The sequence below is a fragment of the Serratia sp. SCBI genome (assembly GCF_000747565.1).
GTDB lineage: Bacteria > Pseudomonadota > Gammaproteobacteria > Enterobacterales > Enterobacteriaceae > Serratia > Serratia ureilytica.
Map to the genome: position 1 here is coordinate 3764421 of NZ_CP003424.1, position 18574 is coordinate 3782994.

Here is an 18574-nt window from a genome sequence, read left to right on the forward strand (position 1 = left end):
TAGAGTACCCCGTAATATCGGAGTCAAATTTGAAAACGGCCCCCAGCTCCCCCAGGTCAGCCGTAAGGAGTAACTTCGTTGACTGAATCCCTTCGCCAACGATGTGTACACCTGGCTTCAAAAAAAAATGATCTGCCTCTTGATGCTGTAGGTACCGGCGGGCACGATGACCTTACCGCCGAGGGATTCCCAGACCGGGTTAGGATTCTCATTGATTTTCTTGGCAAGACGAAGAAATGCGTTAGTTAAATCATTTCCTTCACCTGCCTCAACAAAGTCGAGAATATTCATTGCACCGGATGACGCCATATTACTTCTCCTGTTTACACTGTCTCACTGTAGGTTCGGCTCTCCTGTCACAGAACTGAGCCAAGGCTTGAACAGAAAGATTATCCGCAAACATAAAAATGCAAAGGCATATGCTGTTGTGTAATCGATGACAGAGCATCCATCACCCGAGAAAATAATGCGTCCTTATAGGACTGTCTTTTTCCGAAAAAAGGGAAGTATTCTATGAATGCGCTCACATAACGGAGTAACGCTAACAACAGAATCACATTAAAAGGGTAAGATTAAATAAAAATTCAGACCTATTTTATGTTACCTACGAGCGAGAAATTTCATGCATAAAGTATCAAGCTTACTTATCTTTATTAGCCTTATTATTTTAATTATCGCGTTTTCACTGAATCTCTATGGCCACTACGCCGTCAGTAACTCAAACGCTGCACCGCTGTTTTCCCCGCTCTGGTGGACGCGCTGGTTCCCGCTCTATGCCTCGGGCGCTGCATTGCTATTGGTAGGGGTAGTGTTGCGAGTTTCGGGGCGGGGACGATAAAACCCAATTTCATCGTAGATATTGCAAAGCAATATATTCTGCCATATTCATTATCAAAGCAAATATTTCCACAATGCGTATATATTGCAAACCAAATAATCTTAAAAATAAAATCAATGTGTTAATTTTTGATTGCTGCGTAATAAAAAACCCGCTTTTGCGGGCTTTTTATTAACTGTTAACAGATTACCATTCTACAGATAGTATCAGTAACTACGTCCAATCCTGGTAGCCGTCTTCATGAATCCAAACAAGACCACCAGGGCATTCCTCTTCATAGAACCAAATATCTTCATTTTTTGTTTTCCATTCCTCTTCTGTCTTAGGGAATGCAGCCTTGTAATGTGTTAACTGTTCTTCAATGTCTCCCTCAAGGAATTGACCATGTTTGCCTAACCTTACTCTCCCTTCAGCCATAAGGTGATGAATCAAATCGAAAAAATAGTTTTTCTTATCTTCGTAGGACAATGTATTCCTATCAAAATTATCAGCTCTCATAGCTGACCATACGGTTCCAATGGAAGCACCGTCCAACTCTTCACTAAACAGTTTGTATTGATCATCGCTATACAACATGGTAGCCCTCATCGAAATTTGATTTCTACTCTTTTTTTCACTTTACCTTGAAGCGCATTCAGGTGTTCATTATCTATGATATCAATCGTCCAACGTGCTTTGGTATCTTCCTTGCTACTTGAAACACTTCTAAGAGTTAATTTCTCACCTGTTTTTTCATTTAAAACCACCGTCCATAGTGCATCTTTTCTGACTTCTATTAATGGTTCCCTCCGGTAAGAGATTGCGCATAATCGAAGATCGCCTGTTTCGATAAATTCTCAGTGGCAAACACTTTTGTATTACCTTGCTTGTTGCTGCCGCCCTCACCTAACACCTGCTCAAACTGCTGACCAAACACGTTCAGCTTACTTTCGTTCTGTTTCGGGTCAAACACCTTGACCAACTGGTTAGTGTTAACCTTCTGTATTTCCCGTAGATAATCTGCCGTTTTAGTCGACAAATTCGCCCCGGCTGCTGTTTCTCCTTTGATAAAATCGGCAACCGGCTGAGTGTTGAACGTTTTTGTTTTGTATAATTCATCGGAAGCGTTCACCAGCTGTCGGCTCAACTTCCTCACGCTGTCTTCGGTCTTACCCAAAATCAATGTGCTGCCGGTCGTTACGGCGCCCGTGCCAATGATGGCCTCAGGTGCCACAATATCCGCCGCATAAATACCGGCTTGGTTCAGGCAAAGCGCGGGGTTAGTTTTGCAACCGGCAATCGCCAATCTTGCAGCCAGAACCAATTCTGGCGCAGCTCCCACCAGCGTCATCCCCCCCGCAGTAAGTACCAGACCGCCACCACCTACTGTCGCCACTATTGCGGCAGCTTCTCGGCGAGCCACAACACGTTTTGCCGCAGCAACATCGCCTTTACCAGCGGCCAAAATGTCTTTCTGATTATCAAGCGCATACTGCATCAACATATGCTCGGTCATGTTGTAGCGATAAACCGACTGTGCACTGTCCGCAGCGCTGTAGGCGCCCTCCGGTGTATGCGTTGCCAACGCCCCGGTCAAAGCCCCGATCACTCGTGCCGTTTGCTCTTTTACTTCATTGCCGTTTAGCGCCTCCTGCAGACGGTAGAGCTGGCGTTCTTTTTCGTTGAGATTGGCCGGTTCGAACAGCGTACTCTGCATCACAACGCCGGCCAGCTCCGCCGCCAGCGCCCCGGCAGCAGCCCCTTTACCGTCACCGCGCCCGATTTCCGCGGCGATGCCCGCCACAACCGCATGACTGACTGACTTACCGGCCGCGCCCAGGACTTCGCCGTTATCCCCGATCAGATTGGCGCCCTCGGCCTGAACCTGGCTGCCGATGTTCGCCAACAGCGCATTGGTCAAGTTGTCTTTGAAGCTGCCGCCATTGATGGCGGTATTCAGGCTGGAGCTGATGACCGATTGCCCGGCCACCCGCTGCGCCACCTTGCTCCAGTCGCCATTACTCAACTGCGGCAGTTTGACGTTGTTTGGATTGAGCGGTTTGCCCGCCGCGTCCTTGCTCCAACCCATCGCGCTGTCGAAGCCGTTGAGCGCGCCGCCTATCGCCATCGCTGTGGCGGTCGCCTTGACGTTTTCATTGCTGCCCAGCGCCTGCAGGGTTTTCGACAGGTTGCCTTGATTCTCCACCAGCGCGACCGCCGCCTGGGAGGCCAGAGAAGACATCCCGGCGGTGACCGCGCCGCTGGTTACCGCCCCGCCGCCCACGGCGCCGGAAACGCTGGAGGCCGCCGTGGCCGCCAGTGAACTGCCTGCGGTCACCGCCGCAGCCGCGATGGCGATCACCGCCGCCACCGCCGGGTTCAAGTGCTGGCTCTTGTAATCCCAGCTGTCGTAGGCGTCCTTGACCTTGCTCCACTGCACGTCGTTGCGCTTATTCAGATCTTTGACCCAGGTGGTGCCGGGCGTATTGCCCAGCGCGTCGATAGCGCTTTGCAACGCCTGCCCGTTTTTTACCTTCACATCGGCGCTGACGCCCTTGGCGGCATCCACGGTCAAGGCGCCACCGGTATGAATGCTCGGCAGCACCCACTTATTGTCTTCGTAGCCTTTATTGGCCTGCTTGATAAAGAAGCCTTTCGAATTGCTGACGGTCTGTTCGAAAGAGGTATTTTTCACCGCGCGGAAGTTAACCTGGCCATGCGTGCTGGTCAGGCGCGCGTTTTGCCCAGCGGCGATCTTGCTGGCTTCATAGGTGCTGTCGTCGCGGCTCATGAGCGTGATATAGCCGGCGGCGGAAAACTCGGTAACCTTGTTGGTCACGTCATGGCGGGTCTGCTTAACCTCGGTTTTCTTGCCCCACCATTTGCGCTTGGTTTCCTTTTTCTCGTAGTGGCTGGACTCTTCCATCGCCTGAGCGTAGAGATAGCCGCCCTTGGCAGCGATATCCATATTGCCGGCGCGCATGGCTTCAGCCTGATTGTGGGCGTCGACCTGGGCTTTTTGCTTAGCCTCGTCCGCCCCTTTACTTATCGCCTCATTGCGGGCGGTTGCCAGACGTGATTGTGCGCCATCGCGATCTTGCGTGGCCTGAGTAAGGCGCTGCTGCGCATTATTGAACGCTGATTGCTCGGCATTTATTTCATTCGGAAGACTATTCGCACGCTTCTCTTTTTCTAAAAGTTCATGGGTGATGCCGATGCCTTCGGCTGTGAGGCCGGCACTTTCTTGCCATAGACTCCAATCGTTAATTTCCATCAACTTGCCATGCTTGGCGGAAAATTCCTGAATCTTTCTTAAATTATCTGCTTGTCTTTGTCTTAGCGTCTCCATGTCACGCTGCAACGTATTAAATTCATTGCTTTTACTGTTTTTCGCTTGTTCAGCCCGGCTCTTGTCCTGCAGAGCCTGATTGATACGCTGCTGTGCGTTTTGAAGCTGCTGTTCTGCAATGGCTATCTGGCTCCCCCAATCCGTCACCGCTACCGGCGGTTTCCAGTTTGCCCCCAACCCTTTCACTACCAGTTTGGTCGCCTGGAATAGAATGCTTCCGCCGGAAATCACCGTCATCAGGCCACCGGCATTCAGCTCGGTCCCTTGCTGGGTGCGAGTTTCGGTAAATTCGTTGCCACCTTCTCGGTAAGTGTGGTTTTGCACCGCCTCGAAGCGCATATCGCCGCCGGAGGTCAGCGTCATGTTGGCGCCGGAAGTCAACCTGGCACCGTAAGTCAGCAGTTGGTTGTTCGCCGCCGCGGTCAGATTTTTCCCGGCGCTGAGAGTAGTGACCACATGGCGGTCGTCTTTGTTGTTGTCGTTAGCGGCATCGATAGCGGAATAGGCGACGTTCGACAACCATAGATTCTGTCCGGCCAACAGCGTGATATTACCGTTGGCGGAGAGCGCGCCGCCCTGGGTGCCTATGTCGCGGGCCGAGTTAATCAGCAAATTGCCGCCGGCGTGTATCTTGCTGCCGAGTTCTGGGGTACGTGAAGTTGCAAAAAGATGCCCATAATTACCGCCCAGCGCCCGGTAGTTGAGGTCGGCATTATGCCCGGCCAGCAGCGTCACATCCTTGCCGGCATTGATGTTGACACCGCGCAGTGCCAGATAACCGCCGCTATTGAGAGAGACCGAACCAGTGGCGTTCAGTTTTCCTGTGTTCAACAGGCCATTGAAGTAGTGTTGCAACTTGTCTGATGGCAGATATTCACCGGGACGATCGCGCATCAGTACGGCATCATTTTTGATAAGAGAGATGCTACCGGAAGCAGTCATGCTGATATTGCGACTTTGTGGCGCCAGCAACGTATTTAGTAACGTAATGGTGCTGCCCGCCGTCAGCGTCAGGTCACGAGAGGCCAGCAGACTGCCCAGCCAACGCACACCATTCTGATGGTAGTAATTAGGCTTTTCGCTGGTGTGAACTTTTATCTCACCGGTACGCGCGGTAAGCGTGATGTCTTGCCCTTTCAGTTCGCTTTGCCATACATCGATAGTATTAACGGCACTCAAATTCAGCTCTTTGCCGGCAGAAAGGATACCTTGACCCAGCACGATGCGGTCTTCGGCGATAGCGGTGATGTTGCCTACCGCGTTGATGGCATCGGTATTGACGATATTAGCCGCATGCAGGAGTACATTCTTTGCCTTGATAGTTTCCGGGCGCCCAGCCGTATTGATGTCGTTTAATTGGCTTTCATTGGGCATCACCGTTCTGATTTCGATCTGATTCTTGAAGTCTGCAGTCAGATTGCCATCAGCGACCATACCGCCATCAATTATACCGTCATAACTCCAACGGAAAGCTCGCTCTCCGGTATCGACATAACTTAATGGGGGGTAAGGCCATCCCAGCTTTTCATATTGGATGTAAGCTTCCGTATCTGGTTTAAATTTGTTGAAGCGTTCTTTTGTACCAAAGGCGTGGTTGATGGAACTGAAGGTATTACCTGTAAGGATCATATCTCCTTTAGCCTTCAGTTGGCTGGCATCATTCCACAATGAGCCAGCATTAATGTAGCTGTTTTTGCCAGACGCTATAATGGCAGGAGAAGAATTAGAGGTAACGCGGGTTCGAACTCGCTCATCGAGTATCCAATTAGCTAAGTGCCGATTTGCATAAGTACATTCCTCCGATGTCGTGCAAGGTAGCAGCCATTTCTCCCACTTCGACATGTCTTCTTTATAAAGATCTTGTCGGTTTTTTATATCTCCGTTTTTATACGCATTGAATACGCTACCAAATAATCGCATTCCTTCTTGATCAACAGGCTCTATTTGGTCAGAAATCGCCAATGTCTGCCGCACGTTATCGAGCTTGTCGGTACGAATAACCAGGTCGCCGCTGTTGGTTTGGATACGGGAAGAACGGTTTTCTACCCGAGTCGCTTTGTTTCCCTCCGCATCCTTCTGTATCCACAAGTTGTTGTTGGCTTGAATGTTAGCGTAATAGGTACCGACGTTACGTACGGTATCACCAAAGATACGAATATCATTGCCTGCAGCGATATTGGCGTCGTTATTTTCTATCGTTGCTGCGGCGAGCGTAACGTCACGTTCAGCACGCAAGCTCGATCGAGGCAGCGTTTGAATGGCCTGGCCACTTACATTCAAATCGGTTTGCGCATGTGTATTGCCCAAGATTATCTTGCCCTTCACGGATAGCATAATATCGCGTTGCCTCCCCTTCAGGTCGTTGAGGTTCACCCCCACCCCATCCTCGTTGGCCACCAGGCGGATTTTGTTGGCGTACATGCCGCCCAGCGCTTTGGTATCCACGGCCAGTTGGGGCTTAGCGCCTTCACCGGCGATCGGTTTGATGCTGCCGTCCTTGAAGCTGATGCGGTTGGTGCCCTGAGTCAGCGACAGATTTTGTGCATTGATTTTGCCGTTCAACTCGGTGGCGCGGCTGATGATATCGACATAGTCGGCGCCGCTGCCGTCCAGCCCTTTACCGCCGATGGTGACGCCGCCTTTTTTCACCTCCAGCGCTTCCAGCGCGCCCTGCTTGTCGAACTGCGGTTTGCCGGTGGTCAGCGTCACGCCCGGCGCGTTGATAAAGCCGCAGCCGTCGCAGGTGATGCCATTCGGGTTGGCGATCATCACGTTGGCCTTGTTGCCGAATACCTCGAGTTTGCCCTGCAGCTCGGAACGACTGCCGCCGATCACCTCATTGATGATCAACTCCGCCGGTTTTCCCTTCAGGTAGGTGTTGCCCTGCGCGCTGTAGATCTCCACGCCCAGTTGCGTTTTGCCGCCGTGAGTGGCGTTATTCAACACGGCGCCCTGTGGCCCAACGTTGAAATCTTTATAGGTGTTGTGGGAGATGCCCGCACCGTTCGGCGTGGCGATATTCACCACCGGCACGTCGCCCGGCTTGATAACCACCTGCGTATTGCCGTTGGCGGCGGTAATACCGGCAGCAAACGCCGGGTGTAATGGCTGGAAAGCCGTCAGGTAAATCAGCAAATAGCTGGCGCCCCGCGCCAGCGGATGATTGAGCTTATCCATATTCATTCCTTCGAAAGGATGTTGTTTTGAACGCCGAGGCGCTCCTGCTGTGTGCTGGCGTTATAACGTGACGGTGGCTTGCCAGTAGGCCACCCAACGATCCGGTTGCAGACTGTCTGGGTGCGTCAGCGGTTTACCGACGGTGACCGCCTGATTGAACCAGCGGCCGCTTAGCGTGGCGCCCAGCGCCGCACCGACGACGCTGCCGCCGTCTATCTGCCCGGCGCGCCCCTGCAGCCAGCCGGCGTCTAACGCGCCGGTCAAAGAAAGCTCCCCCAGCCTCGGCAACGTCTGCCATTGCCAGTTGAGTTCATTGCGCCAGTAGGCGCCGCGATTACCGGTCAGGTACTGCTCTTTAAAGCCACGCACCGAGTATTGCCCGCCGATGGAAATGCGCTCGCCGGCATACAGATTGTCTGCGCTGGTTTGCCCGTAGGCCGAGGTCAGGTAGTAAAGAGAGGGGACGAGCGAATAGAAATAACTGGCGCTGAGGCCAAGCTTACGGAACTCACTGCGCGGCGCCCCGTTGCGCTGCGGATCGTCGGCGCTGGCGCCCAGCATGCGCAGCCCACGGCTTACCGTCGGGTTCAGCGTCATATAGCCGCCGCCCGTGACCGCACTGTAATTGAGGCCCAGACTGGCGATGCTGAGCGTCGGGCTGCTGACGCCCAACCGTTCCCTCGCCAGCTTATTTTCCGTGGTGCGCCGCGCCAGCCCGATATCGATGGCCAGCTTACGTTTGCCATCCCGCAGCAACGTGCGGTTCGCGCCCAAACGCTGGGTCTGGTTGTTGCCCTGATAGCGGTAAGCGGCACCGTTGAACGGCACCTGCTGGAAAAAATCGTTCCAGGCGTACTGGTAGCTGAACAGCCAATAGCCATAGGGTAAGGTGACGCTGCCGTTCAGGCTACGGCTGCGATGATGCGGGCTGAAATCGTTATTGCGCGCTGCGGAAAGCGACCATTGATCGGCGAGACGCAGCGGATTATCCAGCGAGAAGGCGACGTTCATCTGCCCGGTGCCGGTGCTTCTCTGGCCGCTGTTATCCGCGCCGAAAGAGAAAGAGACCGGTGCGCGCGCGGCGCCACGCAGCAAAACCACTTTGGAAAAGCCGGGTTGCTCGCCAGGTTGAATATCGATAGTCACCTGTTGTGACGGCAGGCGGTTGAGCTGCTCCATGCCCTGCTCGATATCACGCAGATTCAGTACGTCGCCAACCAGGCCGGGAAACGCCATCTTCAACGCCAGCGTCTGCTCACCGTTTTGCGTGATGGACTCGATTCGCCCTTCGCTGACGCTGACGGCCAACACGCCGCGGGAGATATCCTGTTCCTGCAGCCAGGCCCGCGAGGTGACATAGCCACGTTGCAGATAAGCATTAGTGGTTTCGCGCACCAGACGGTTGATGTGCTCTAGCGTCAGGCAACGCCCCTGATACGGGCGCGCCAGGCTTTCTTTTACCGACCAGGAAAGATGGTCGGCGCCATCAAAAACGATCTGCCGCACCGGCTGGCAAACCGCTCCTGCGGCGGCCGGCACTGGCAGCGGTAACGCCGGCAGTTCGACGTTATTTTGCAACGCCTCGCGCTGTTGCTGGGCCTGTTCCAGCAACGTTTTCTGCTGTTGGGTAATACTATCGCGATCGGCAGGGTTGGTGATTTCCGCGCACCACGCAGAGCTGCAAAACGCCAAGAGCACAGGCCAAATCTTCAGCCTCCATGAACACATTTTAATACATCCATTTACGTTAACTTACACACCTTGGCAGAGTATATACATTTTACGCCGCAAATCAATGATAATGAGAATTACTTCTATTTAATCAAAGTCACAATGTGACAAAAAATGCAGATATGCCACAACCAATGCATCTTATTACCCAGAGTGCATTTAATTAATATTAAAATTAAAAAAACAAATAATAAAAACAAATGAATTCAATATTAAAATAACACATTCAACATCAACAAAAACAAACAAGCAGAGTTTACAAATTTAACTTATCATCTTATCTTGATAGTTCCATTAGCATAATTAATTCATAAAAACATAGTTATTAATTAACTAATAAAGAAAAACAATGTTGGGAATAGCCTCATGTTTAACCGTAATATAGAACTGTTTATTCGGGATTACGTTAATGATATCAAAGCCGGCAGCGCTGCGCTATTTGCCGGCGCTGGGCTGTCAATACCCGCCGGCTTCGTCAGCTGGAAAGAGCTCATAAGCGATATCGCTTATGAACTGGGGCTGGATATCGAAAAAGAGAGCGATCTTATTTCTCTGGCACAATATCACCTCAATGAAAAAGGCAACAGACATAAGATAAATCAAAAAATAATTACAGAATTCGCTGAACAAGCAGAAGAAACAGAAAACCACCGAATTATCGCCAGATTACCGATAGCGTCACTTTGGACCACTAACTACGACGACCTGATTGAAAAAACCTATGCCCGTTATAATCGCGTATGCGACGTTAAAACCACACCGGAAAGCCTGACCAACAACATTCACAAACGTGATGTTGTCTTATATAAAATGCATGGTGACTATAGAAATCCCAACCAGGCGATTATCACTCGCGAACAATACGAAACTTACTCCCGTACACATCTTCCTTTTATCAACATGCTGATGGCGGAGCTGACTGCCAAAACCTTCCTGTTTATCGGTTTCAGCTTTGAAGACCCCAACCTGCAATATGTATTGAGCCGCCTTTACGCGCAGTACGGCGAAGGGCAGAGAAACCACTACTGCGTCATGCGGCGCGTCCAGCTCGGCGACAACGGCAGCGAGGAGAAGGCGTCTTGCGATTACAACAGCCGCAAACAAGGCTTGATGATTAACGATCTGCGCCGTTACGGCATTCAAACGCTGTTGGTGGATGACTATCGGCAAATCACCGACCTGCTGTATGCCATCGAAACGCAGTTCAAGAAAAGCACGGTGTTTATCTCCGGCAGCGCCGACAACTACCAGCCCTATGCCCGTGAAGAGTCCATCCAGTTCATACATCGTCTGGCGCGCCTGCTTATCCGCAAACAGTATCGCATCGTCAACGGTTTCGACTGGGGCGTAGGCACGGCGGTGATCAACGGCGCCTTGGAAGCCATTTACGACAGCCAGGGAAAAATCAGCGAAAGCCAGCTGGTGCTGCGTCCTTTCCCCCAATTCGCCAGCGGCGGCATTACCCTACCGGTACTTTGGCACGAATACCGTCAGAACATGATTTCGCTCAGCGGCATCGCAATCTTTTTGTTCGGCAACAAACGCAACGCCGAAGGCGAATACGTGCTGGCCGACGGTTTATTGAAAGAGTTCCAGATCGCCACGGAACAAGGCTGCGTCTGCATTCCTATCGGTTGTACCGGCAGCGCATCTGCCGAGATCTACCGAAAAATCAAGGAGGAGATGAAAGAAACCCTCTACTACCGCAACCCCGCCGCCATGAATCTGCTGGATCAGCTTAACGAACCGGGCAGCCTGGCGGAGAAGAAAAAAAGCCTGTTGGCGCTTATCGATATCATTACTAAGGATAACCCCCGATGACCAGAAAATGTTTTTACAGTTTCCATTATGAGCCGGACAACTGGCGCGCTTCTCAGGTACGCGAAATGGGCTCGCTGGAAGGTAACCGACCAGCCACGGATAACGATTGGGAGGAAGTGAAAAAAGGCGGTGACGCCGCTATCGCCGCTTGGATCAAGGGCCAGTTGGACAATCGCAGCTGCGCCGTGATTCTCGCCGGTAAAGATACCGCTAATCGCAAATGGATTAATTTCGAGATCTGCGAGGCTTGGAAAAAAGGCATGGGCGTGCTGGTGGTGTATATACACAATTTGAAAGACAGCGCCGGCGACCAAACCACGAAAGGTAAAAACCCTTTGGATTACATCAAGCTGGGTGACGCAAAGCTTTCCACAATCGCCAAAGCCTATGATCCGCCTTACCTGACCAGCACCAATGTCTATAACCACATCAAAGAAAATCTGGCTGAGTGGGTAGAAGAAGCGATCCGCATTCGCAAAAACTACTGACGCCCCTGATAGACGAAAGGCTGCATGGTTGTGCAGCCTTTCGTTTGTTCATAGCCCAAACGGCCTCACCCATACCGCCCGGTAATATAATCCTCGGTGCGGCGCTGGCGCGGCGACGTGAAAATGGCGTCGGTGTCGTTGTATTCCACCAGCCGCCCCTGATGAATAAAGGCGGTGTAGTCGGAGACGCGCGCCGCTTGCTGCATGTTGTGCGTCACCAGCACCACGCTATAGCGCTGCTTCAGCGCCGAAATCAGCTCTTCGATGGTCAGCGTGGAGATCGGATCCAGCGCCGAGGTCGGCTCGTCGAGCAACAGCACTTCCGGCTCGATGGCGATGGCGCGCGCGATCACCAGGCGCTGCTGCTGGCCGCTGGACAAGCGGAAGGCGTTTTCGCGCAGCCGGTCCTTCACCTCATGCCACAGCGCGGCGGCGCGCAGCGAACGCTCCACCGCTTCATCCAGCAAACGCCGGTCGCGCACGCCCTGCAGCCGCAGGCCGTACACCACGTTTTCATAGATCGATTTCGGGAACGGGTTCGGCCGCTGGAACACCATGCCCACCCGCCGCCGCAGCGCCGCCACGTCGATCTGCGCGCCGGAGATCGCCGCGCCGTTCAGCTGCAGTTCGCCCTCGATGCGGCAGTTGTCCACCAGATCGTTCATGCGGTTGAAACAGCGCAGCAGCGTCGATTTGCCGCAGCCCGAAGGGCCGATCAGGGCCGTCACCCGGTGTTTCGGGATACGCAGCGAGATATCGTGCAGCACCTGCTTGTCACCATAAAACAGGTTCAGGCCGTTGACCGCCAGCGCGGTCTGTTCATCGTCGAGATGCTGGACATCCAGCCGGGGCAAACTGCCTGGCGTCATCAAACCCATTACGCACTCCCCAAAAATAGCGTCATTGTTACTGCGACCATGCTCGGTACCGCTCCCTCAGCGAATGGCGGATGCCCATCGCCGCCAGATTCAAACTCACCACGATCGTCACCAGCAAGAAGGCGGTGGCGAACACCAACGGCCGCGCCGCCTCCACGCTCGGGCTCTGGAATGCCATATCGTAGATCTGGAAGCTCAAATGCATGAACTTCCGCTCCAGGTGCAGATACGGGAAAATCTCGTCCACCGGCAGCACCGGCACCGATTTCACGACCCCCACCAGCATCAGCGGCGCGGTCTCCCCGGCGGCGCGCGCCACCGCCAGGATCAGGCCGGTCATCATCGCGGGCGCCGCCATCGGCAGCACGATGCGCCACAGCGTCTCGGCCCGGCTGGCCCCCAGCGCCATCGAGCCCTGCCGCAGCGAGGTGGGTATGCGCGACAGCCCTTCCTCGGTGGCGACGATCACCACCGGCAGCGTCAGCAGCGCCAGCGTCAGCGCCGCCCACAGCACGCCGGGCGTGCCGAAGGTCGGGTTGGGCAGGGATTCAGGATAGAACAGCTGATCGAGCGTGCCGCCTATCATATAGACGAAGAAGCCGAGGCCGAATACGCCATAGACGATCGAGGGCACGCCGGCCAGATTGACCACCGCGATGCGGATCACCCGCGTCAGCAGATTGTTGCCGGCATATTCGTGCAGATACACCGCCGCGATCACGCCAAACGGCATCACCACGATCGACATCAGGATCACCATCAACACCGTGCCGAAAATGGCCGGGAACACCCCGCCCTCGGTATTCGCCTCGCGCGGGCTGTCGATGAGAAACTTCTTCACCTGCTCGCCCCAGTGCGCCAGCTTCTCGGAGGTGCTCATGGCGTTCGGGTACCAGGCATCGCGCACCTGGCTGAGCGGAATGGTCAACGTCTGCCCGTGCATGTCGCGCAGCAGCAACGCGTCGCGCTGGCGATCGCGGTTCAGCCCCGCCAGACGTTCGGACAACAGCTGATACTGCCGCTGCAGCTCCAGCCGTTCGGCCTTGATGGCGTCTTGCGCGCGGGCGTCCAGCTTATCGTCGCGCTGCAGGCGCTTTTCCCGCAGCCGCAGCGCGTCAAACTGCTGATTGATGCGCGCCATGTCGCGGAATTGAATGTCGTGCGCCTGGCGTGAGAGCGCGGCGATTTGCGGCAGGCGCTGCTGCAACGCCTGCCCCAGATTGCGGCCGGTCAGCGGTTGCCCATCTTCCAGCAGCCCCGCCAGATAGCCGTAAGCGGTGCCGTGGCTGTCGCGTTCCAGCACCAGCAGGCTGCGCGGCGTGCTTTGGCTGCGGATATCGCTGGCCAGCAAGGTGCGGAAATCCTGCCCCTCGCGCTCGCGGTTGCCGACCTTAATCAGATAACGTTCGACGTTCTGCGCCTCGCCCGGCGGCGTGACGCCCGCCTCAGCCAGCTGGCGCCGGGAAATGCTTTGTTGCAGGTACAACTCGCCGATCACCGTCACCGGCCCGGCGCCGTTCTGATTCAGTTCGAACTGATAAACCGGGCTCGGCCAGAAATAACGCATCCCCTGCCCGGCCAGCAGCAACAAAATGCCGATCAGCGCCAGCAGGCTGACGGCGACCGAACCGGCGGTCAGCCACACCCACGGTGACCCGCTCTTCACCCAGTTTTTCATGGCGCCTCCTGATTCGGCGTGTAGCGCTTGCGCAGCCGCAGGCGCACCGCCTCCGCCAGCGTGTTGAACACGAAGGTGAAGACAAACAGCACCAGCGCAGTCAGGAACAGCACGCGGTAATGGCTGCTGCCGGAAACCGCCTCCGGCATTTCGATGGCGATATTGGCCGCCAGCGCTCGCAGCCCCTGGAACAAGCTGCCGTCAATAATCGGCGTGTTGCCGGTGGCCATCAGCACGATCATGGTTTCTCCCACCGCGCGGCCAAAGCCGATCATCAGCGCGGAGAAAATGCCGGCGCTGGCGGAAGGCAGCACCACCTTGATCACCGTCTGCCATTGGGTGGCGCCCAGCGCCAAAGAGCCCTGGCTCAGGGTGGCCGGCACGCTGAACAGCGCGTCCTCCGCCAACGAGAAGATGATCGGCACCAGCGCGAAGCCCATCGCCACGCCCACCACCAGCGCATTGCGCTGGTCATAATTATCCCCCAGCCAGAAATGCAGCGGCTCACCGAACAGCGCCACCTCCAGCCACGGCCCCAGGCAGAACGCCAGCCACACCGTCAACGCCAGCAGCGGCAACAGCAACAGCAGATCGACGCCCGGCCGGCAGCGCGGCATAAAGCGATGGGTCAACGCGCCGCACAGCAGCACCGCCGCCGCCAGCAGCAGCGGCAACGCCAGCACCGCCAACAGATACTGCTCGATGATCGGCGCCAGCCAGATGCCGGCCACCAGCCCGATCACCACCGTCGGCAGCGCGCCCATCACTTCGATAGCCGGTTTGATCACTCGCCGCAGCCCCGGCGTCATAAAGTAAGCGGTATAGATGGCGCCGGCCAAGGCCAGCGGGATGGCGAACAGCATCGCGTAAGCCGCCGCCTTGAAGGTGCCGAAGATCACCGGCATCAGGCTGAATTTAGGTTGGTAGCTGTCTTCGCCGGAGGTGGACTGCCAGACATAGGCCGGCTGCGGGTAGTTCTCATACCACACCTTGCCCCACAGCGAACGCCAGGTGACGTCCGGATACGGGTTGTCGAGCGCATAGCGCTGCCAGCCCTGCGCGCTCTCCAGCAGCAGGCCATCGCCGCGCGGCGCGAACGCCATTTGCCGCACCTCGGCGCCCAAACGGGTATTCAGCAGCGGCTGGGATTGGATCGTGGAGAATAACGAGAAGCCGCCATCGGGCCGCAGGGTGGCGAACACCCGGCGATAAGGTTCAGCCACCGTCAGCTCCTGCCGGTCGGCGCCGTGGTCGAAATGCTGCACCGGCGTCAGTCGCCAGCGCTGCTCTTTTTCCACCTCGAACCACTCGCGCAGGTTGCCGTCGGCGCCCTTGATCAGCAGCGCGCTGCCGCCGGGCAGCGCCGTCATCTGGTACGGGGCGTGTTCGCCCAAGGTGCGCGTTTCACGCAGTTGCAGCTGCGCGCCGTCGATCTGGTAACGCGCCAGCCGGTTGCCCGCCAGCAGGTAAAGCTGGCGGCCATCCGGCGTCAGCACCAACTGCTCTGCGTCGTGTTCCAGCGGACGTTCGCTGAACTGCGGCGGCCGATCCGGGCTGAAACGGCCGAACACCAGCCGCCGATCGTCGGTCACCCCGGCCAGCAGATACTGCCCGCGATGCGCGTCCGCCAGCGACAACAGCTTCAGCGGCTTGCGCTGCGGATCCAGCGCCAGCGGCGGTTGCCCGAGCGGGAACAGCCACTGCGGCCGGCCGTTTTCCGCCGTGGCGAAATCCGCGCGCGCCACCACCAACCGGCCGTCGGCCTGCGCCAACGCGAACAGATCGCGCTCTCCGGCGGCCTGCGCGAGCAGCGCCGGTTTGGCCAGCAGTGTTTGCTGCGCCAGCGGTGTCTGGGCCTGGCCGCTCGGCGCCGGCGACAGACGATAAAATTGCCCCGTGCCCTGCGCATCGATGCGATAACCGACGCGCTGCTGCACGTCCATGCCCAGCGCCAGCGCCGGGGAAGACGCCGCAATCGGCAGCGGCTGAGCTTGCCCAAGCGAGGCCGGTTTGAACAGCGGCAGCACCGCAAACAGCAGATAAACGAAGATCAGCATCAACGTCATCAGCACCATCAGCCCGCAGGCGGTCACTGCCGCCTGCACGCCGCGGTCGATGCGCCCGCGCAGGCGATCTCGGGGATGTTGATTTGCCGTCGTCTGTGTCATGTGTCTCGCTGTCGCTGATGTAATCGGGCTTACGCCGTAAGATAACCGGGCATCTTATGTCAGTTTTATGACGTTTGCATGACAAAGTTACCTGACTCAGCCCAGGTTTTTTACACTGCCAACAGACAATATGAATTTGATATATTGCTGAAAAATGACCATAAACACGCTTTATAACGCCAAGAATAAGCCTGCTAACCGTCATTTCATGCTGATCGTTTCACTGCCGGGCATCCCGCCGCGGGGAAAATTTATTGTCGGCGAAAAACGCCGCGCGCCAACGCAATGGATATGTTGGACTTTCCTGTCAATCTCTCGCAATAATGATGAAGGACACTAGAGCGGCATCCGGGCGCTGCGTCCCGGATCCTATTCTAAAATTGAACTGGAGTGGCAATGGGTCAGGAAAAGCTCTACATCGAAAAAGAACTAAGCTGGTTATCCTTTAATGAGCGCGTGTTGCAGGAAGCCGCAGATAAGAGCAATCCCCTGATTGAACGAATGCGTTTTCTGGGCATTTACTCCAACAACCTCGACGAGTTCTATAAAGTCCGCTTCGCCGATCTCAAACGCCGCATCCTGATCAGCGAAGAGCAGGGCTCCGCCGGCGCCTCGCGCCACCTGCTGAAAAAGATCCAGGCCAAGGTGCTGAAAACCGATCAGGAATTCGACGGCCTGTACAACGATCTGCTGCTGGAAATGGCGCGCAACCAGATCTTCCTGATCAACGAACGCCAGGTGTCCGAAAACCAGCAAATCTGGCTGCGCCAGTATTTCAAACAACATCTGCGCCAGCACATCACGCCGATCCTGATCAACCACGACACCAATCTGGTGCAGTTCCTGAAAGACGATTACACCTATCTGGCGGTGGAAATTATCCGCGGCGCGCGCACCGACTATGCGCTGCTGGAAATCCCGTCGGACAAAGTGCCGCGCTTCGTCAATCTGCCGCCGGAAGCGCCGCGCCGCCGCAAGCCGATGATCCTGCTGGACAACATTCTGCGTTACTGCCTGGATGAGATTTTCAAAGGCTTCTTCGACTACGACGCGCTCAACGCCTATTCGATGAAGATGACCCGCGACGCCGAGTACGATCTGGTGACCGAAATGGAATCCAGCCTGCTGGAACTGATGTCCTCCAGCCTGAAACAGCGCCTCACCGCCGAACCGGTGCGCTTCGTTTATCAGCGCGACATGCCGAACGAGATGGTGGAACTGCTGCGCGGCAAGCTGGGCATCTCCAACTACGATTCGGTGATCGCCGGCGGCCGCTATCACAATTTTAAAGACTTCATCAGCTTCCCGAACGTCGGCAAGGCCAATCTGGTCAACAAGCCGCTGCCGCGCCTGCGCCACATCTGGTTCGACGGTTTCCGCAACGGCTTCGACGCCATTCGTGAAAAAGACGTGCTGCTCTACTACCCGTACCACACCTTTGAGCACGTGCTGGAGCTGCTGCGCCAGGCGTCGTTCGATCCGAGCGTGCTGGCGATCAAAATCAACATCTACCGCGTGGCGAAAGACTCGCGCATCATCGAATCGATGATCCACGCCGCGCACAACGGCAAAAAGGTCACGGTGGTGGTCGAGCTGCAGGCGCGCTTCGACGAAGAGGCCAACATTCACTGGGCGAAGCGCCTGACCGAAGCCGGCGTACACGTGATCTTCTCGGCGCCGGGGCTGAAAATCCACGCCAAACTGTTCCTGATTTCGCGCCGTGAAGGCGATGAAATTGTGCGCTATGCTCATATCGGCACCGGCAACTTTAATGAAAAAACCGCGCGCATCTATACCGACTATTCGCTGCTGACCGCCGACTCGCGCATCACCAACGAAGTGCGCCGGGTGTTCAACTTTATCGAGAACCCCTACCGGCCGGTCACCTTCGACAACCTGATGGTGTCGCCGCAGAACTCGCGCCTGAAGCTGTATGAGCTGATCGACAACGAAATCGCCAACGCCCAGGCCGGGGAACAGGCCGGCATTATGTTGAAAATAAATAATCTGGTGGATAAAGGGCTGGTAGATCGGTTATATACCGCGTCCGGCGCCGGCGTGAAGATCCGCCTGCTGGTGCGGGGTATGTGTTCCCTGATTCCCAACCTGCCGGGGATCAGCGACAATATTCAGGTGATCAGCATCGTCGATCGCTTTTTGGAACACGATCGGGTTTACGTTTTCGACAACAAAGGTGACAAACGGGTGTATCTGTCCTCCGCCGACTGGATGACCCGCAACATAGATTACCGTATCGAAGTGGCGGTATCGCTGCTGGATCCGGCGCTGAAACAGCGCGTTCTGGACATTCTGGAGATCCTGTTCAGCGATACGGTCAAGGCCCGTTATGTGGATAAAGAACTGAGCAACCAGTACGTGCCGCGCGGCAACCGCCGCAAAGTGCGCGCCCAGGTGGCTATTTACGAGTATTTAAAAGCTCTGGAACAACCAGGACAGTAGGCCAGCA

Annotated in this window: 10 protein-coding genes; 3 read left to right on the plus strand and 7 right to left on the minus strand. The window is 55.6% G+C overall.

Annotated elements, in window-relative coordinates:
• Positions 1 to 117 precede the first annotated feature (117 nt).
• The 4 genes from SERRSCBI_RS17715 to SERRSCBI_RS17730 all read right to left on the minus strand — a co-directional run bounded on the left by SERRSCBI_RS17715 (position 118) and on the right by SERRSCBI_RS17730 (position 9071).
• On the minus strand, positions 118 to 309 hold the full coding sequence (locus tag SERRSCBI_RS17715; protein ID WP_042785181.1) for a hypothetical protein: 192 nt from the start codon (positions 307 to 309) through the stop codon (positions 118 to 120).
• 742 nt (positions 310 to 1051) lie between these two features.
• The gene (locus tag SERRSCBI_RS17720; RefSeq protein ID WP_048795068.1) at positions 1052 to 1414 is read right to left on the minus strand and encodes a DUF596 domain-containing protein; all 363 of its coding nucleotides are present in this window, start codon (positions 1412 to 1414) and stop codon (positions 1052 to 1054) included.
• Between the two features lie 199 nt (positions 1415 to 1613).
• Positions 1614 to 7343, minus strand: a complete 5730-nt coding sequence (locus tag SERRSCBI_RS17725) for a DUF637 domain-containing protein (RefSeq protein WP_232230721.1) — start codon at positions 7341 to 7343, stop codon at positions 1614 to 1616.
• Positions 7344 to 7403: 60 nt separating this feature from the next.
• Positions 7404 to 9071: a ShlB/FhaC/HecB family hemolysin secretion/activation protein gene (locus tag SERRSCBI_RS17730; protein ID WP_042785182.1), complete on the minus strand. Its 1668-nt coding sequence runs from the start codon at positions 9069 to 9071 to the stop codon at positions 7404 to 7406.
• Between the two features lie 369 nt (positions 9072 to 9440).
• On the opposite strand from SERRSCBI_RS17730, the gene SERRSCBI_RS17735 reads away from it, so the two are divergent.
• The gene (locus SERRSCBI_RS17735; protein WP_042785183.1) at positions 9441 to 10895 is read left to right on the plus strand and encodes an SIR2 family protein; all 1455 of its coding nucleotides are present in this window, start codon (positions 9441 to 9443) and stop codon (positions 10893 to 10895) included.
• Positions 10892 to 11383 carry a TIR domain-containing protein gene (locus tag SERRSCBI_RS17740; protein ID WP_042785184.1) on the plus strand — a complete coding sequence of 164 codons (492 nt, stop codon included), beginning with the start codon at positions 10892 to 10894 and terminating at the stop codon, positions 11381 to 11383. Before SERRSCBI_RS17735 ends, SERRSCBI_RS17740 begins: the two co-directional genes overlap by 4 nt.
• 65 nt (positions 11384 to 11448) lie before the next feature.
• Here SERRSCBI_RS17740 and pstB read toward each other — a convergent pair whose 3' ends face one another.
• Genes pstB through SERRSCBI_RS17755 form a run of 3 tightly spaced genes read right to left on the minus strand, consistent with a single transcriptional unit; the run spans position 11449 to position 16107 of the window.
• Positions 11449 to 12261 (minus strand): phosphate ABC transporter ATP-binding protein PstB, encoded by an 813-nt coding sequence (gene pstB, locus SERRSCBI_RS17745; RefSeq protein ID WP_004941613.1) that lies wholly within the window; start codon positions 12259 to 12261, stop codon positions 11449 to 11451.
• Positions 12262 to 12289: 28 nt separating this feature from the next.
• Positions 12290 to 13939 carry a phosphate ABC transporter permease PstA gene (pstA, locus tag SERRSCBI_RS17750; RefSeq protein ID WP_042785185.1) on the minus strand — a complete coding sequence of 550 codons (1650 nt, stop codon included), beginning with the start codon at positions 13937 to 13939 and terminating at the stop codon, positions 12290 to 12292.
• A complete protein-coding gene (locus tag SERRSCBI_RS17755) occupies positions 13936 to 16107 on the minus strand; it encodes an ABC transporter permease subunit (RefSeq protein ID WP_042785186.1) in 2172 nt (723 codons plus the stop codon). Before SERRSCBI_RS17755 ends, pstA begins: the two co-directional genes overlap by 4 nt.
• A 396-nt stretch (positions 16108 to 16503) precedes the next feature.
• Between SERRSCBI_RS17755 and ppk1 the strand changes: the two genes are divergently transcribed.
• A complete protein-coding gene (gene ppk1 / locus SERRSCBI_RS17760; protein ID WP_033644044.1) occupies positions 16504 to 18567 on the plus strand; it encodes a polyphosphate kinase 1 in 2064 nt (687 codons plus the stop codon).
• The last annotated feature ends 7 nt before the right edge of the window (positions 18568 to 18574 follow it).

What these genes read in the sequence shown, in the direction of transcription:
- SERRSCBI_RS17720 (WP_048795068.1), bottom strand. Translation starts at nt 1,414, where the DNA reads ATGTTGTATAGCGATGATCAATACAAACTGTTTAGTGAAGAGTTGGAC.
- SERRSCBI_RS17725 (WP_232230721.1), bottom strand. Translation starts at nt 7,343, where the DNA reads ATGGATAAGCTCAATCATCCGCTGGCGCGGGGCGCCAGCTATTTGCTG.
- SERRSCBI_RS17715 (WP_042785181.1), bottom strand. Translation starts at nt 309, where the DNA reads ATGGCGTCATCCGGTGCAATGAATATTCTCGACTTTGTTGAGGCAGGT.
- ppk1 (WP_033644044.1), top strand. Translation starts at nt 16,504, where the DNA reads ATGGGTCAGGAAAAGCTCTACATCGAAAAAGAACTAAGCTGGTTATCC.
- pstA (WP_042785185.1), bottom strand. Translation starts at nt 13,939, where the DNA reads ATGAAAAACTGGGTGAAGAGCGGGTCACCGTGGGTGTGGCTGACCGCC.
- SERRSCBI_RS17735 (WP_042785183.1), top strand. Translation starts at nt 9,441, where the DNA reads ATGTTTAACCGTAATATAGAACTGTTTATTCGGGATTACGTTAATGAT.
- pstB (WP_004941613.1), bottom strand. Translation starts at nt 12,261, where the DNA reads ATGGGTTTGATGACGCCAGGCAGTTTGCCCCGGCTGGATGTCCAGCAT.
- SERRSCBI_RS17730 (WP_042785182.1), bottom strand. Translation starts at nt 9,071, where the DNA reads ATGTGTTCATGGAGGCTGAAGATTTGGCCTGTGCTCTTGGCGTTTTGC.
- SERRSCBI_RS17755 (WP_042785186.1), bottom strand. Translation starts at nt 16,107, where the DNA reads ATGACACAGACGACGGCAAATCAACATCCCCGAGATCGCCTGCGCGGG.
- SERRSCBI_RS17740 (WP_042785184.1), top strand. Translation starts at nt 10,892, where the DNA reads ATGACCAGAAAATGTTTTTACAGTTTCCATTATGAGCCGGACAACTGG.